The sequence below is a fragment of the Nitrospiria bacterium genome, assembly GCA_035498035.1.
Taxonomy (GTDB): Bacteria; Nitrospirota; Nitrospiria; order JACQBZ01; family JACQBZ01; genus JACQBZ01.
Genome location: DATKAN010000063.1, coordinates 19061 through 33946 on the forward strand (window position 1 = coordinate 19061; position 14886 = coordinate 33946).

The following is a 14886-nucleotide window of genomic DNA, read 5'->3' on the forward strand; positions in this document are numbered from 1 at the left end:
GCGGTCGGCTTACGCCAACGTTACGGGAAGGTAAATTTATTCGGCGGGCGCGGCAAGCGAGGGGGGGAAAGTGGAATTTTGGGGGGTTGAGAATGATAAAATCGTAAATGGGGAATCCAAAACACCCGGAAGTTTTAATGAAACCGGCGACGCGAGCCCCTGTAATCAGGATACGGGAGGTTGCTTCGGAAGGGTCACAACGAACCGCGAGCCCTTTCCGACTTGGCTCTCGACAGACACTTTCCCCCCGTGGGCCTCGACGATGTGTTTCACGATGGAAAGGCCCAGGCCGGTTCCCCCCATTTCCCGGGATCGCCCCCGGTCCACCCGGTAGAAGCGTTCGAAGATCCGGGGAATTTCCCTCGACGGGATGCCGATGCCCGAATCGCTGACCGCGATCTCGACGGTATCGTCCCTTGGGCGGGCCTCCACGGTGATTCGGCCTCCCCTCGGCGTGTATTTAATGGCGTTGTCGATTAAATTGATCATAACCTGGGTCAGTTTATCGGCGTCGCCGATCACGGACCCGCCCCCTTCGGCCGACACGACCGAAATCGCCTGCCCCATCTTCTCGGCCTGGGGTTGGAGCATATCGACGGCTTTATCAATCAGATTGGACACCGCGATCGTTCCCCGCCGCCACTGATATTGGCCCGATTCGATGGTCGAAAGCTGCAGAAGGTCGGCCAGCAAGGCGTTGAGCTGATCGGAATGTTTTTGAATGATCTCGAGAAACTCGTCTCGCTTTCGGGGATCGTCCTTCGCCCCGTCGATCAAGGCCTCGATATACCCCTTGATGGAGGTCAGCGGGGTGCGGAGTTCGTGGGAAACGTTGGCCACAAAATCTTTTCGGATCCGCTCCAGCCGTTTCAAATTCGACACATCGTGGAAAACCAGAACGGCTGCAACGCCCCCCTTTTCGGAAATCGACGTCTGGACCGCGAAGACGCGTTCCTCCGGAATGGACATCACGATCTCCTCCGACTGGTCCGCCCCGCTTTCCAGCGCCCGTTGAACCAGCTGATGAAGCGGCCGATGTCGGAAGACTTCGATCAAGGGGCGGCCCAGAACCGCCGAATTCTCCAACCCGAACATCCGCGCGATCGCTGCGTTCATCAGCAGGATCTTGCGTTCCCGGTCCAGGACCAGCACCCCTTCCACCATGCTGGATAGGACGGCGTGGAGGCGCGCACGGTCTTCCGAAATTTCGGCCAACCGGGTTTCAAGGTCCGCGGCCATCCGGTTCACCCCCTGCCCCAAATCCGCCCACGCATCCCCGGACCGGACCGTTACACGCCGATCCAGTTTTCCCTCGGACAGCTCACGGACAACGGCCGTTATTTCCCCCAAGGGTTTGGTTAGGTATCGGGCCAACATGCGACCGGTCATCCACACGGGCCAGAGAACCAAGAGGAGGGCGATCCCGAGAGCCGCACGGGGAGCCTGAATCCAGGACGTCAACGCGAATGCAAGACCCAGGGCAAATAATACAAACCCCAGCAAGACCAGCACGAACTTGGTCTGGAGGGTCGAGCGCACCGTTCACGGCTCCTCTTTGAGCTTGTATCCGAACGGTTTGACGGTCTGGATGCGGTCCTTCAGGAAGGGAATCTTTTCGCGCAGCCGGCGGATATGAACGTCGACCGTTCGACTGATCACATCGGCATCATAACCCCAGACCTTGTCCAAAAGGGAATCCCGCGTCAGGACGCGTCCCCGTTCTTTCAACAGGCGCTCGAGCAGACCGAACTCCTTGGCCGTCAGAACGACCTCCCGGTCTTTAAGACGCACCTCATGGCGGACCGGATCCAGGACCAGATCGCCGTAAACATACCGGTCCGGGGCTTCTTCACGCCGTTCGGCTCTTCGAAGAAGGGCCTTGACGCGGGCCACGAGCTCCTTGGGGCTGAAGGGCTTGGTGAGGTAATCGTCCGCCCCGACCTCCAACCCCACCACGCGGTCGGTCTCCTCTCCCTTCGCGGTCAGCATGATGATCGGAAGCGCGGCCGTCTTGGAATCGGCGCGCACCCTCCGGCAGATCTCCAGGCCGTCCATTTCGGGCAGCATAATGTCCAGGATCAGGAGATCCGGAGGCTCGGTCTTGATTTGATGGAGACCCTTGGCCCCGTCCCGGACCGCCGTGACGCGATAGCCTTCTTTTTCAAGGTAGTGCGTGACCAGACCGGTGATGTCCGGTTCATCCTCGATCATGACAATTTTCTTCGGCACGTTCCGTCCTTTCCGTTCTTCTAAATCATGGTAGGGGTTTGGACGATAACTTGTCAACCGAAGGGACGGTGGTTACGCTGATGGAACGTCGAAGGGTAAGGGTCAAAAAAGGCCGGGGGGGCGTGGGGATCAAGAGGCCGACCCCTGGAATCGGAGGACCTTGTTCACAAGGGCGCGCGCCTGGCGCAGAAGATCACGGTTGTAATCGGACGAAAGAAGATCCAGCGCCTCATCATAGGAACACCAACGCCGTTTTCGGTCTTCTCCCGGACCCCCGTTCCGCTGAAAATGCATCAGAAAATACTCGGCGCGCGAATCCTGCCCGTCCTTTTTAAACTCGGTGGAGCCCACCGATTCCAGGGTCTTCGCTTCCACCCCGGCTTCCTCGAGCACTTCGCGCTCCGCGGCGGCCTCCGGCGTTTCTCCCGGGTCGATACGGCCTTTGGGAAAGACCCACCGCTCAAAATCGTTTTTTGCAGTGACGACGAGGTACCGGGGAGCATCCCCCTGGATTTGTATTACAATACCTCCCGCATGCGTCAGTTCGGCCATTATTCACCTCCCAGTTGCACATGGCTCAACAATCGTATTACAATTTAGACCATGTTTTCTTTCAGGTCAAGTGAAAGATGAAACTTTTTGTCAGTTTTTGCACGGTCTTAACACGGATTTAACGCGGGCGTGATTTATGGTATACTAAATTTCTTTAAAATGATGAACCCGGGACCGTGACGAAGTTTCCCGTGGGGAGGCTTGGATGGAAAAGGAAAAGAGTCCGACGATCAATCTGGACGCCCCGGAATGGTACCTCAACCGTGAGTTGACCTGGCTGGAGTTCAACCGGCGCATTCTCAACGAGGGGCTGGACGAACGCACCCCCCTGCTGGAGCGTGTGAAGTTTCTGGCGATCGTCGCCTCGAATCTGGACGAGTTCTTCATGAAACGGATCGGGGGCCTCAAACAGCAGGCCGGCGCGGGTGTATCGGAGCTTTCGGTCGACGGACGCACACCCGAACAGCAGATCAAGGAATGCCAGGCGATCGTTCTGGAAATGGAGGATCAACAACGACGCCTCGCCGTCGATCTATACCGCTTGCTGAACCAGGCCGGAATTCAGATCAGCCGCTGGGCCGATCTGAGCCGGGAGGACTGCGACGCGGTCCGCGATCATTACGTCCGGAACATCTTCCCCCTGGTCACGCCGCTGGCGATCGGACCCGCCCATCCTTTTCCGTTTATCTCCAACCTGTCGCTCAACCTCCTGGTCACGCTCCGGAATCCCGGCGCCGACAAGTCCGATCTGGTCCGGATCAAGGTCCCGGTCGGCGGAGAAGTGCCGCGTTTTCTCCAGATCAAAGACCGCTTGCTCTTCGTCCCCCTGGAAGACGTGCTCGCCCAAAATCTCGACCTCCTCTTTCCCGGAATGCAGATCGAGTCCTGCGAGTTGTTTCGCGTGACCCGCAACGCCATCACCGAGATTCCCGGACATCAGGCCGAAGATCTGATGTCGATGGTCGAATCCGAATTGAGGGATCGCAAATTCGCCCCGATCGTCCGACTTGAGATCTCGAAGGGGATGGATCCCACCCGGCGGGGCATGCTCGCGGCCGAGCTCGGACTGGACGAGGCCACGGACGTGTTCGAGGTGGAGGGACTCATGGCCAAGCGCGACCTCCTTCAGATCGCCTCGTTGAAGATACGGGAGCTCCACGATCCGCCGCATCACCCCATCGACCATCCGTTGATCGCCGGCGCCTCGAACATCTTCCATCTGATCCGGGAGCAGGGCCCCATCCTTCTTCAGCACCCGTACGAATCCTTCGTCACCTCGGTCGAGCGGTTCGTGAAGGAGGCCAGCCAGGATCCGAAGGTCCTCGCGATCAAAATGACCCTCTACCGTACGGCCGCGGAGTCCAAAATCATCGAGTACCTGATCGAGGCGGCGCAGAACGAAAAACAGGTGGCCGTGGCGGTGGAGTTGAAGGCCCGCTTCGACGAATCGTCCAACATCCGGTGGGCCCAGCGCCTGGAGCAGGCCGGCATCCATGTCTCCTACGGCCTGGTCGGACTGAAGACGCATTGCAAAATCATTTTCGTGTTGCGGCGCGACTACAACGGGCTGCGCCGTTACGCCCATTTCGGCACCGGGAATTACAACGCGGACACCGCCCGCATCTACTGCGATCTGGGCCTGCTGACCTGCGACCCGGGCATCGGCGAGGACCTGACCGAGCTGTTCAACTATCTCACCTCCGGAAACGTCCCGGACCGGAAGTTTAGAAAACTGCTGCCCTCGCCCACGGTGTTCAAACAGGCCCTCCTCTCCAAGATCGACCGGGAAATCGCGCAACATTCGGAGGGGTCGCCGGGTCTCATCCGCTTCAAAGTCAACGCGCTCGAGGACAAGGAGATCACCCGGGCCATCTACCGCGCCTCGCAGGCCGGGGTCAAGGTGGACCTGATCGTGAGAGACACCTGCCGGTTGCGGCCGGGCATTGCCGGCTTGTCCGAAAACATCCGCGTGGTCAGCATCGTCGGACGCTTCTTGGAGCACGCCCGGATCTACTACTTTCGAAACGGCGGGAATGAAGAATATTATATCAGCTCGGCCGACTGCATGTCGCACAAACTGCAGCATCGCATCGAGGTGGCGGTTCCGGTGGAGGGATCGGATTTGCGGGAACAGCTCCGTCAAATTCTTGAAATCCAACTGACAAACCGGGCGAGCCTTTGGACCATGCAGCCGGACGGAACCTATGTCCGGAGCCAACCCGAACCCGGCGGGGAGATGCGGGGGGTGCAGGAACTCATGATCGAGCGGGCCCAAAAACGATTCCAGGCCACCCAACAATCCGGCAATCAAAATCATTCCGGAAAATCCGAGGCCCGAAACAAAGGGGGATCGCCGTCGCTTGCGGCCGGCGGGTTTAAACGGCGCAAGCGAAGAGGCGTTTAAAAAAACCCGCGGGCGGGCCGCCCGACTAAACCGAAGCCCAGGTCTTCTTTCCCCGCCGCTTCAGCTTTTTCCATTGCGATGTCAGCGCGCCCCTTGCGGCGTCCCGCCGTTGGCGCTGGCGCTCGACCATACGCCCGGCCACGAAGGCCGTTTGCAACCCCTTCGTCCGTTCCACAAACGCGCGAATGTAGGTCTCGGCCTGCACGGCATCCTGATGCATTCCCAGGAGATCCTGGAATTTCTGCGCCTGCTCCACGAACCGGGCCGCCGGCTTTCCCATCGAGGCCAGGGCCAGCTCGGAGGCGTAGCGGGCGCGCTTGGTCTGGATCCGGATGCGGTGCAGCTCGGCGTCGGTCGGCGACCTTCGGATTTGTCTCATCGCCTTCCGGAGCCTTGTGAACTGACGGGCCGCAATGAGGCTCAGCGTCTGGTCGGAAGCCACGATCGGAAGCAGGCGCATGGCGCGCGCGAGGGTTGCGACCAATCCCATATATCGGGGGCTGCGCAGTCCGTCGACCAGAGCCCGCTGGGCGGCCTCTCTCTCCCGGCGAAGCTGCTCGATGAACCGCTCCAGCGGCCGCCGGTCGCGCGATTTCAATGTCGCGGCCTCCGATTGGAAGTAGGCCACCTGGACATCCAGATCGCGCGCGGGTCCGAGGAGTCCGCCCGCCCAGGCCAGCTCGGCCCGAAGCGGCTTGGTCCATTCCGGATTCAAAAGCGGCCCGGCCGCGCGAAGAAGCGCGCGCAGCCGCCGGATCGCCACCCGCATTTGATGAAGATCCTCGATCTCCCCGCCCAGCCGGGTGCCGGGATCGTACGCGAGCAGCGCCTTCACGCGCCGCCGGAGTATGAAGAGGAGTTGCTCGGCGACCGGCGCATCCGCCTCGGGGACGGCGTTTGAAGCGGCCGTCCGGCCCAGGGCCTGAAACAATTTGGACCGGCCGTCATGATCGCCCGCCCCGGCCTTTCGGAGGAGCGCTTCCAGATACGCCTCGAGCGTTTTATCCCGGCCGAGCCATTCGATCTCCAGCTCCCGAAACCGGCGGACGGGGCGACCGTCCTTCAGGACCGAGACGTTGTCGATCACCACGTCGGCTACGGGACCCGAAGCGCCGCGCACCCGAACGCCCGCTCGCTGGGTCCGCAGCCGGGCCACCGGAACCACCTTGATCCCCCTAAGATTCGCCGCCAATAGATCCAGAATGACCTGCGGGGGACTGCCGGGTCCGCCGGCGATTTCCAATTCACGCCTCCCATCGATCGCCGGCAGCTTGAGCTGCCACAGACCGCCGCCTCGCTCGACCCGGCGGCGGAGCGTGATGCCCACTTGGGCCAGCCGATGGTCCGGGGTGTCGTAATAGGTCGAGGTCAGAAGGCGCGGCGGGAGCGGTCGGCCGGGAAGTTTCGGCAAGCGGAAACCCAGATCGACGGCGAGCTTCGTTTCCCGCTCGATGGACGATTTAAGCGCCGCGGGTGGTTTTTCCATTGTGGAGGAAACCTTTTTGATCCGAGCAGCCATCGCGGCCATTCTGACAAAGACGGCATGCCCTGTCAAGGCGCGCCGGCGACCCGGGTCGTGGCCCTGTATAACATCCGGGCGGAAGGTTCGGCAAAAGATCGTTCAGGACGGAAAAGAGGGCCGGCCGGTATTCCACCCGACCGGTCGGAGCGGAACGGGTCAAGCTTGGCGGACGAGCCACAAAATCAGCAGGGCCACCACGATGCGATACCATCCAAACCCGTTCAGGGTGTAACGTCCGAGGAGACCGATGAACCCTTTCACCGAAAGCCAGGCCGTGATGAAGGAGACGACGAAGCCGATGCCGAAGGTCGTCAGATCGGAGGCGTCCAGGAACGACCGGCTTTTGTAAAGGTCGTAGGCGGTGGCGGCGAACATCACCGGGACGGCCGCCAGGAAGGAATATTCGGCCGCGGTCTTTCGTTCCACCCCGATGGCCATCCCGCCGAGGATCGTCGCCCCCGAACGGGAAACGCCGGGCCACAAGGCCAGGCATTGAAAAAAACCGATCGAGAGCGCCTCGCGCCAGCCCAGCGAATCGACCCCGCGCTTTTTAACCTCGGGAAGGAAGCGTTCGATCAGTAGGATGGCCACGCCCCCGACGCCCAGTCCCAGCGCGACCGTCTTCGAATTGAAGAGATGGTTTTTAATGAAGCCGTGGGTCAGGCCGCCGATCACCACCGCCGGAAGAGTCGTCAGGAACAAAAGGGTTAGTCCGTTGATTCCCGCGAGCCCTTTCTCCTTGTTAAAAGGATTGAGGCCGTAAAATCTTTCTTTATACAGAAAGACCACCGCCAGTATCGCGCCGAGCTGTATGACGACTTCAAAGGTGGAAGCCTTCTCCCCTTCATAGCCCAAGAGGTGGCCGGCGAGAATCAGATGACCGGTCGAGGAGACCGGAATGAATTCGGTCAGCCCTTCGACCACGCCCAAAACAAAACTGTCCAGCCAGTCCGTCATCGATCACCGAAGTTTCGAGCATGGTAAGGGTTGCGCGCGATAAAGTCAACCGGATGTTCGCCTTCTGTCCTCCGTTCTATAAACCAATCGATGGGCAAAAAAGGAGCCTGTTTCCGTTTCCGTTCCGATTTTACACAGGCGTAATTTCATCTTAAGTAAATTTTCATAGTCCCGGGCTAATGTTTAACTAATCATAACGGAATACAAAAGGAGGAATGTCATGTTTTTACTGATTTTAGGTATCGCGGCGGCCTTTGGGACCATCGCTTGGATAGCGTTCGGTCTTATGAGGCTGGTCGAGGAAGATGTTCAGACGCCCTATGAAGCTTATCGGGAACCGGAAAATGAAGAGGGTTCCTTGACGGAGGAGGCGGTCTCAATCGAAGCTTATTGATCCATAGAGGCCCTCTGGAAATCTCCTCGTGTCCGACCCGCCACCCGGGATTCTTTAGGGAATAATTTTCCCCCGGTGTCCACTGTTCTATTCTCCAGCCTTTCCCCCGCGCGCGAGGCCGGAGGGGAGATCCCGGGGAAGAATTTCACTCTGAACCCCGCTTGTTCAGCGTTTTCTCAGTCATCCGACGCGGACCTGAGCGCCTCCGTGAACAGCTCCACCGGTTGCGCGCCCGAAATAACATTCCTGCGATTGAACAGAAAGAATGGAACGCCCCTCACGCCGAGGGAAAAGGCCTCTTTCTCCTCCTGACGGACGTCCGAAGCGTACGCGTCGCCCTCCAGAACTTTTTTCACCTCCTCCGGATCGTGCCCCAGATCGACGCCGATCCGGCGAAGCGTTTCCAAATCGTCGATCCGAAGGCCCTCTGTGAAATGGGCCGCGAAGAGGCGCTCGTGCGCCGCATCCTGGAGTCCGTGTTTCGCGGCCAGGTGAGCGAGACGGTGCGCATCGAAAGAGTTGGCCGGGACCACGCGGTCGAAATCGAATCGCAGCCCGACCGCGGCCGCCCGGCGGGCCACCTGCTCGGTCGATTGCCGCGCCTGTTCGAGGCTCATCCCGTATTTCTTCGACAACATTTCGTATTCGCTGGTGCGGCCCCCTCGTTCGGCGTTCCGGTCGAGTTCAAAACTTTTCCAGACCACCCGAACCCGGTCGCGGCGCTCAAACTTTTTTAACGCGGCCTCGAGGTGGCGCTTGCCGATATAACAAAACGGACAAACGACATCGGACCAGATCTCCACACGTATCATCGTTTCACTCGACAAATTTCAATCCATGCCCCCTTCCATCCCTCACGCCTTGCGCGCGAGGCCGAAGGGGAGCTGGCAGCGCCAGAAAGGCAGCCTGTCCCCTATTCCTCAAGATGACTTCGACACATTCCGCGTGCCTTTGCATCCGGGAAATTTCACGCAGGACCAGAACTCGCCGAACCTTCCGGTTCTGAGCTTCATCGGGCCGCCGCAAGTGGGACACGACGGGGAGCTAACCTCGGCCCCCCCGGATGCCGCGGCAGTCGCCTCCGGTTGACCCGTCCGCTTTCGATAGGCGCACCAGTCACAGTTTTGCGGTTCCATCGGCGGCATCGGGCCGTCGAGTAACCGGACGACTCCCTCGAGGAATTTCATGAATGCAGCATCGTCACGCCGGATCCCGGTCCACTGCATCTTTCCCTCCAGGACCTGCCGGTCGGCACCGGGATGCTCGCAACGGTCGGGGGTGAAGTAAATCAGCCCGAGGCTGGTAATCGGGCTGAGCGAAAGTTCCCCCTCGGCCGGTTGTTCAAGAGCCAGTGCATAGGCATGAAGTTGGCGACCATACATCTCGGCCTTCTCGTCGTTGGGGCTTCCGGTCTTGAAATCGAAGACGGCGTAGGACCCGTCGTCGAGCTCGGCCACGATATCGAAGCGGCCGCTGATGTAGCAGGTGCTCTCAAAGCCGGGGAATGTTATGGTCTTGGAGCGCACGGGCTTCTCGCCATGACTGACGATGCCGGGAGGAGGGCCGGGGCAAATCGACTCGGTCCGCTTTCCCGAATAAAACTCTTTCTGGAGGGCGGCGATTTTTGTGAAGATGGCCGGGAGAGGGATCGACGGCTGGGAAATGTCGTGCTTCACCCGTAGGACGAAGCAATGCTTGCAGCCGTCATAGAGGAAGGTCAGGTCCGAAGGACTCAACCGGTAATTCATCCTTGTTCCTCCCTAACTTCTTCCCGCAGCGCGCGAGGCCGGAGGGGTAAATTCGTGTGACGTGCGGCCTACTTTGGTGTGTGCCTATCGGGTTTTCTCGCCTCGTTTCGCGCCCGGTAAAGCTTCTCGGTAAATCCGCCCTCATCCAGAAACTGCTGCTCCAATTTCTGCAGCTGCCGTCCTAAAAGAAAACTGGCCTGGTTGATCAGGCAGATCAGCGTATTCGCCGCAACTTCCGGAGTGGCGCTGGAGATTCCGTAGCTGTCCGACTTGTCTGACCTGTCCGACTCGTCCGACTGGTAGCGCCTTCTCACCGCGAGAGCCTCCGGCGAATCCTTGGCCCAGATTCGCAGTCCGCGCTGGCGGAGGAAATCCTCGTAATCGAGGAGCAGCTCTTCCAGACTGGCTCTCGCTACACTGGTCAGCTTGAGCTCGGTTTTCTTCGAGGTGGCCGAGGCCATGCTTCCCTCGGCGATGTTCTGCGCTCCGCTTCGCGCCGCCTGAACCATTTGGTCATGGGTGCGGGAACGTTTCTCGATGAAACGGTTGCAGAAGACCACGGTGGCGTCATACACCAATTGCGCGCACTGGAAACTCCGCAATTGGCGGTATCCGCCGTGCGGCGGAATCAATCGGCCTTCACCCGCCATTGGGCTCTCCTCTTGTCCGGTGTCATGTCTTGCATGTCCAACTTGTCCGACTCGTCTGACCTATCTTACTCCCTCCGCGCGCGAGGCCGGAGGGGAGCCGAGAATTTCTTAGAGCACTCTTTTCAGGCTCGAAAAGACCCTTCTAAGGCCTAAAAACGAATTCTTTTTCAATGATACTTCTTATTTTCCAATGCATTCTTTAGGTCCCACCCGACCCTGTCCTCTAATTTCCTAATACGACGCTCTTTATCCTTATTTGTTGACTTCATGTCTGATTGGATAACGCGATCCGAAAGCTCGGAGTCAGGTCCTTACTTTGACATCAAATATTTTAATTGTTCTTGGTTCATATGGAATTTCAGTAATTGCCGATCGGATATTAGAAAGGTTTACTATGTGGATGATCATGAGGCCTCGATTTTCTCTCCAGCGGATGCAACCGCGTGAAAATTAGTGCCGGCAGGAACGGCCCGCGCCGGAGGAATGATTGGGCGGATTATATCGGTTTAGGGGAATCTCGTCAATACGCTGGTGAGGCATAAGAAGGGAAGAGTGAGGGGATGAGTCCAAACGGCCGTCCTTGAGAATGGCCGTATTGAATGGATTCGACGAAGGGATCGACCCGGGTATTGACAGGCGGGACACGGGTTGGTATCCTATGTTTCATATTTTGTATACAAAATATTAATCCGTTCGTCCCCGGCGAGGGTCGGACGACACCGTTAAAAAAGGAGGACGGCCATGATCCATACTCGACAACTCTTCTATGCAGTCGTTGTATTATCGGCGGCAACCCTCGTGTCCGCCTGCGCGCACAACACCGCGGCGGTCAAGGCCGACGCTTCACCGGTCCGGACGGCAAACGGCCCCACGGCCCCCCTTCCGGCGGCGGCGTCCGGCCCCGCGGACGCTTCGCGTCCCGAAAAAGTCGCCGTTCCGGCGTCGTTTCAGGACATCTTCTTCGATTTCGAAAAAGCGCAGATCCGGGAGGACGCGAAACGGGCGTTGCAGGAGGACGCGAAAATCCTCCTGACGCAACGGGGGACGCCGATCACGATCGGGGGCTATTGCGACGAGCGGGGGACGGACGAATACAACCTGGTCTTGGGAAACCGTCGCGCCGAGGCGGTGAAACACTATCTGGTTGCGCTCGGGGTCGACCCCGCACACCTGAAGACGGTCAGCTACGGCAAGGAGAAGCCGTTTTGCACGGAGCATACCGAAGCCTGCTATCAGGAAAATCGGCGGGGCCATTTCATCGGATCGATCGCGGGCCCGTGACAGGCTGAGATGACGGCCCGTTCACCCGCACAGAAAGAACTCGCGGCATGGATCGGAATCATTCTGGCGGTCTGTTTGATCCTCTTCTTCCTCGCGGGTCTTTGGTGGTTGCCGGGGGAGTACCAGGTCCGGACGCAAGTCGCCGTATCGCGGACGCCGGAGCAAGCCTGGGCGTGGTTTGCGGACCCGGACCATTGGGGGCGGCGCTTCCCGATGGTTCAGGCGGACGAAAACGCCTCGAACGCGATGACGGGCGCGGGGGATCGGCGCCGGGTGACCCTGCATATTCCGGGAGGCAGCACCCTGGTTAGCGAAATCTTGATCACGGATTTCGTGAAGGGGCACCTTTATGCCGATCGGCATCTGGGCGACTGGATGGATGGAAAACCGCTCCCGATCGCAAACGCGAGGGATCGGCTTGAGTTTGATCCGGAAGGGTCCGGGAAAACCCGGATCACGTTCAAGGGGGTTTTCGAAGTCAAAGGCCCTTTGAATAGATGGCTGGCTTTTCTGGTGCTAAAGCCGACGGCCGACCGGATCATCGCCCAGGCCCTGGAAGAATATGGCCGCTCTATCGGGATAGACCGCCCGAGCCCGACCACCCGCGGCTGACGCGGCGGTGGATTCGTTCCGACGCCGATTCGGATTCAAATCATCCTTCCGAACAGATTCGTCGCGGCGACCGAGATTTCGATGAAGGCCTTGGGGTAGATGCCGAGGAACAGTACCCCGCCGACGGCGGTGAAGAGGACCAGGCGCATCGGAAACGAGACCGGGATCGGGGTGTTTTCCTTGGGCATGTTGATGTAGACGCGCTTGATGACGACCAGGTAGTAATACATCGAAATGACGATGTTGATCCCGCCGATCACGACCAGCGCCACGAGGCCCTCGTTCATTGCCGCGGCGAAGACGTAAAGCTTGCCGATAAATCCGGCCAGCGGCGGGACGCCGGCCAGCGACAGGAAGAAGATCAGCAGCGCGAAGGCCAGCAGCGGCGAGCGGCGCGAGAGGCCGTCGTAATCCTCGAGCTGATCGCTGTTCGTCATGTTCGAGAAGATGATCACGACCGCGAAAGCCCCGACGTTCGCAAAGAGATAGGTCAGGAAGTAGAACAGTACCGAGTCGCCCCCCATCTTGCTGGCGGCCGCAAGGCCGATCAGCACGTTCCCGATCTGCGCGATCCCGGAATAAGCCAGGAGCCGCTTGATGTTCTTCTGAGCGATCGCCACGATGTTCCCGTAGGTCATCGAGATCGCCGAGACCCCGACGATCAGCCAGACCCATTCGTCCTTGATGTCTCCCACCGTCGCCATGAAGATGCGTAGCAGTATGGCGAAGGTCGCGGCCTTGGGTGCGATCGAGAGGAAGGCGGTCACCGGCGTCGGCGCGCCCTGCTAGATGTCCGGCACCCAGGCATGGAAGGGCACCGCGCCGACCTTGAAGCCCAGCGCCACAAAAATCAACAGGAAGCCGATGATCATTCCGGGCGTCAGATGGCCGTGCATCTTGGCGAAGTCCGTGAACATGATGCTTCCCGTCTCGCCGTAGAGGAGGCTGATCCCGAAGGCGAGCAGCCCCGCCGCGAATACACCCAGTATGAAATACTTCAGACCCGCCTCGTTCGACTCCGCGTCGTCCCGCAGGTAGGCGACCAGAATATAGAACGAAAAGGTCGAGAACTCGAGCGTGATGAACATGCTCAGAAGGTCGTTCACCGAGACCATCAGCATCATTCCCAGCGCGGCGAGCAGTCCGAGAAAATAGTACTCGCCCCGGAAGTGCGGGACCTTTTTCAGGTAATCCATCGAGGCCAGGAAGACGAGGATCGTCGTGCCCAGTATGAAGGCCTTGAAGAAGATCGCCAGCGGATCGACGATATACATCTCCTTGAACATCGTCCCGTGCCGGCCCTCGATAAAATAGTCCGCGAGCAGCGCGAAGATCCCTCCCATTCCGGCGATCGAAAGCCAGGCGAGCTGAGTCTTTCCGATCCGCGGAAATAGAAAATCGAGGACGAGGATGACGCTCAAAAGCCCCGTCATTAAAATTTCGGGCATCAACAGCTCGACATCGGCCGGCGTCATCGTGAAGGTAAAGGGCATGGTCAGAACGGTCCTCCGATCTGCGCGACGGACGCGTCGCCCTGAATGGCGGCGATCAAGGGAACGACGCCGGCCTTGATCACCTGGATAAACTGCGACGGGAAGAGGCCGAAGTAGATGCTGGTCGCGGCCATCACCAGAAGCGGAAGTCGGTCGACGATCGGACTCGCGTCATGGACATGGGCGTAATGCGGATCCAGCGGGCCATAGAAGACGCCCCGCATCATCCGGAAGAGATAGGCCAGCGTCAGACCGATCCCCAGCACCGCGATGATCGTCTGGACCGGATAGATGTTCCAGCTTCCGACCAGGATCATCAGCTCGCCGATGAAATTCACCGTGAGCGGCAGCCCGAACGAGGCCGCCACCGCCACGATGAAGATTCCGGCGATGAAGGGCATTTTGGACGACAGCCCTCCCAGCGACGGGATATCCCGCGTATGGGTTTGATCGTAAACGTATCCGGCGATCGCGAACAGCATCCCGGTCGCGAGCGCGTGGGCGAACATATAAAGAACCGCCCCCGTCAGGCTGATGACGTTCAGCGCGGCCATCCCGAGAAAGACGTAGCCCATATGGCTGGATGAGGAATACCCGATCACGTACTTGGTGTCCCGTTGGAAATAGGCCACGAGCCCGCCGTAGACGATGCTGAAGATACAAAGGATCGCGGCCAGCGGCATCCATTCTCGCGTCGCCTCGGGAAACAAGGTATACCCGACCCGGATGATCGAGAAATGGCCCAGCTTCATCAAGACGCCCGCATGGAGCATGCTGACCGCAGCCGGGGCCGCGGCATGGCCGACCGGAGACCAGGAATGGAGCGGCCAGATCGGCGCGATCGAGGCGAAGCCGAAGAAGATCAGCAGGAAAAGAATCGAATGCAGGTATTTCGGGACATGCCCGTGGGCCTGGAGCTCGACGATGTTGAAGGTGTGCAGACCGGAGGTCGCGTAGATGATCAGTATCGCGACCAGGGCCACGACCGCGCCGGCCGAAAGGAACAGCGTCAGCTTCATCGCGGCGTATTCCTTGCTGTTCGAG

13 protein-coding genes and 1 pseudogene are annotated in these 14886 nt (G+C 59.4%); 4 read left to right on the top strand and 10 right to left on the bottom strand.

Annotation, left to right across the window (positions count from 1 at the left end; genetic code table 11):
* Positions 1–165: 165 nt before the first annotated feature.
* From phoR to VMN77_12410, 3 genes are all read right to left on the bottom strand, one after another.
* Positions 166–1539: a phosphate regulon sensor histidine kinase PhoR gene (phoR, locus tag VMN77_12400; protein HTN44585.1), complete on the bottom strand. Its 1374-nt coding sequence runs from the start codon at positions 1537–1539 to the stop codon at positions 166–168.
* Between the two features lie 3 nt (positions 1540–1542).
* Positions 1543–2229 carry a response regulator transcription factor gene (locus VMN77_12405; GenBank protein ID HTN44586.1) on the bottom strand — a complete coding sequence of 229 codons (687 nt, stop codon included), beginning with the start codon at positions 2227–2229 and terminating at the stop codon, positions 1543–1545.
* Between the two features lie 129 nt (positions 2230–2358).
* Positions 2359–2781: an NUDIX domain-containing protein gene (locus tag VMN77_12410; GenBank protein ID HTN44587.1), complete on the bottom strand. Its 423-nt coding sequence runs from the start codon at positions 2779–2781 to the stop codon at positions 2359–2361.
* Positions 2782–2986: 205 nt separating this feature from the next.
* Here VMN77_12410 and ppk1 point away from each other — a divergent pair, with 205 nt between their 5' ends.
* Entirely contained in the window at positions 2987–5185 is a 2199-nt protein-coding gene (ppk1, locus tag VMN77_12415; protein ID HTN44588.1) for a polyphosphate kinase 1, read from the top strand.
* A 25-nt stretch (positions 5186–5210) separates the two neighbouring features.
* Here ppk1 and VMN77_12420 read toward each other — a convergent pair whose 3' ends face one another.
* Positions 5211–6704 carry a CYTH and CHAD domain-containing protein gene (locus VMN77_12420; GenBank protein HTN44589.1) on the bottom strand — a complete coding sequence of 498 codons (1494 nt, stop codon included), beginning with the start codon at positions 6702–6704 and terminating at the stop codon, positions 5211–5213.
* 159 nt (positions 6705–6863) lie between these two features.
* Positions 6864–7664, bottom strand: a complete 801-nt coding sequence (locus VMN77_12425; GenBank protein HTN44590.1) for an undecaprenyl-diphosphate phosphatase — start codon at positions 7662–7664, stop codon at positions 6864–6866.
* A gap of 220 nt (positions 7665–7884) precedes the next feature.
* Here VMN77_12425 and VMN77_12430 point away from each other — a divergent pair, with 220 nt between their 5' ends.
* Positions 7885–8058: a hypothetical protein gene (locus tag VMN77_12430; GenBank protein HTN44591.1), complete on the top strand. Its 174-nt coding sequence runs from the start codon at positions 7885–7887 to the stop codon at positions 8056–8058.
* Between the two features lie 176 nt (positions 8059–8234).
* Here VMN77_12430 and VMN77_12435 read toward each other — a convergent pair whose 3' ends face one another.
* The 3 genes from VMN77_12435 to VMN77_12445 form a co-directional block, all read right to left on the bottom strand.
* Positions 8235–8870 (bottom strand): DsbA family oxidoreductase, encoded by a 636-nt coding sequence (locus VMN77_12435; protein ID HTN44592.1) that lies wholly within the window; start codon positions 8868–8870, stop codon positions 8235–8237.
* A 108-nt stretch (positions 8871–8978) separates the two neighbouring features.
* On the bottom strand, positions 8979–9806 hold the full coding sequence (locus tag VMN77_12440; GenBank protein HTN44593.1) for a PD-(D/E)XK nuclease family protein: 828 nt from the start codon (positions 9804–9806) through the stop codon (positions 8979–8981).
* Between the two features lie 68 nt (positions 9807–9874).
* The gene (locus VMN77_12445) at positions 9875–10456 is read right to left on the bottom strand and encodes a four helix bundle suffix domain-containing protein (protein ID HTN44594.1); all 582 of its coding nucleotides are present in this window, start codon (positions 10454–10456) and stop codon (positions 9875–9877) included.
* Positions 10457–11197: 741 nt separating this feature from the next.
* On the opposite strand from VMN77_12445, the gene VMN77_12450 reads away from it, so the two are divergent.
* A complete protein-coding gene (locus tag VMN77_12450) occupies positions 11198–11737 on the top strand; it encodes an OmpA family protein (protein HTN44595.1) in 540 nt (179 codons plus the stop codon).
* A gap of 9 nt (positions 11738–11746) precedes the next feature.
* Entirely contained in the window at positions 11747–12349 is a 603-nt protein-coding gene (locus VMN77_12455) for an SRPBCC family protein (protein HTN44596.1), read from the top strand.
* A 35-nt stretch (positions 12350–12384) separates the two neighbouring features.
* Here VMN77_12455 and VMN77_12460 read toward each other — a convergent pair.
* Positions 12385–13842, bottom strand: a pseudogene (locus VMN77_12460) (NADH-quinone oxidoreductase subunit N).
* Between the two features lie 2 nt (positions 13843–13844).
* On the bottom strand, positions 13845–14886 hold a 1042-nt coding region (locus VMN77_12465; GenBank protein HTN44597.1), incomplete at its 5' end, for an NADH-quinone oxidoreductase subunit M.

What these genes read in the sequence shown, in the direction of transcription:
- VMN77_12425 (HTN44590.1), bottom strand. Translation starts at nt 7,664, where the DNA reads ATGACGGACTGGCTGGACAGTTTTGTTTTGGGCGTGGTCGAAGGGCTG.
- VMN77_12410 (HTN44587.1), bottom strand. Translation starts at nt 2,781, where the DNA reads ATGGCCGAACTGACGCATGCGGGAGGTATTGTAATACAAATCCAGGGG.
- ppk1 (HTN44588.1), top strand. Translation starts at nt 2,987, where the DNA reads ATGGAAAAGGAAAAGAGTCCGACGATCAATCTGGACGCCCCGGAATGG.
- VMN77_12430 (HTN44591.1), top strand. Translation starts at nt 7,885, where the DNA reads ATGTTTTTACTGATTTTAGGTATCGCGGCGGCCTTTGGGACCATCGCT.
- VMN77_12440 (HTN44593.1), bottom strand. Translation starts at nt 9,806, where the DNA reads ATGAATTACCGGTTGAGTCCTTCGGACCTGACCTTCCTCTATGACGGC.
- VMN77_12445 (HTN44594.1), bottom strand. Translation starts at nt 10,456, where the DNA reads ATGGCGGGTGAAGGCCGATTGATTCCGCCGCACGGCGGATACCGCCAA.
- VMN77_12435 (HTN44592.1), bottom strand. Translation starts at nt 8,870, where the DNA reads ATGATACGTGTGGAGATCTGGTCCGATGTCGTTTGTCCGTTTTGTTAT.
- VMN77_12455 (HTN44596.1), top strand. Translation starts at nt 11,747, where the DNA reads ATGACGGCCCGTTCACCCGCACAGAAAGAACTCGCGGCATGGATCGGA.
- VMN77_12420 (HTN44589.1), bottom strand. Translation starts at nt 6,704, where the DNA reads ATGGCTGCTCGGATCAAAAAGGTTTCCTCCACAATGGAAAAACCACCC.
- VMN77_12450 (HTN44595.1), top strand. Translation starts at nt 11,198, where the DNA reads ATGATCCATACTCGACAACTCTTCTATGCAGTCGTTGTATTATCGGCG.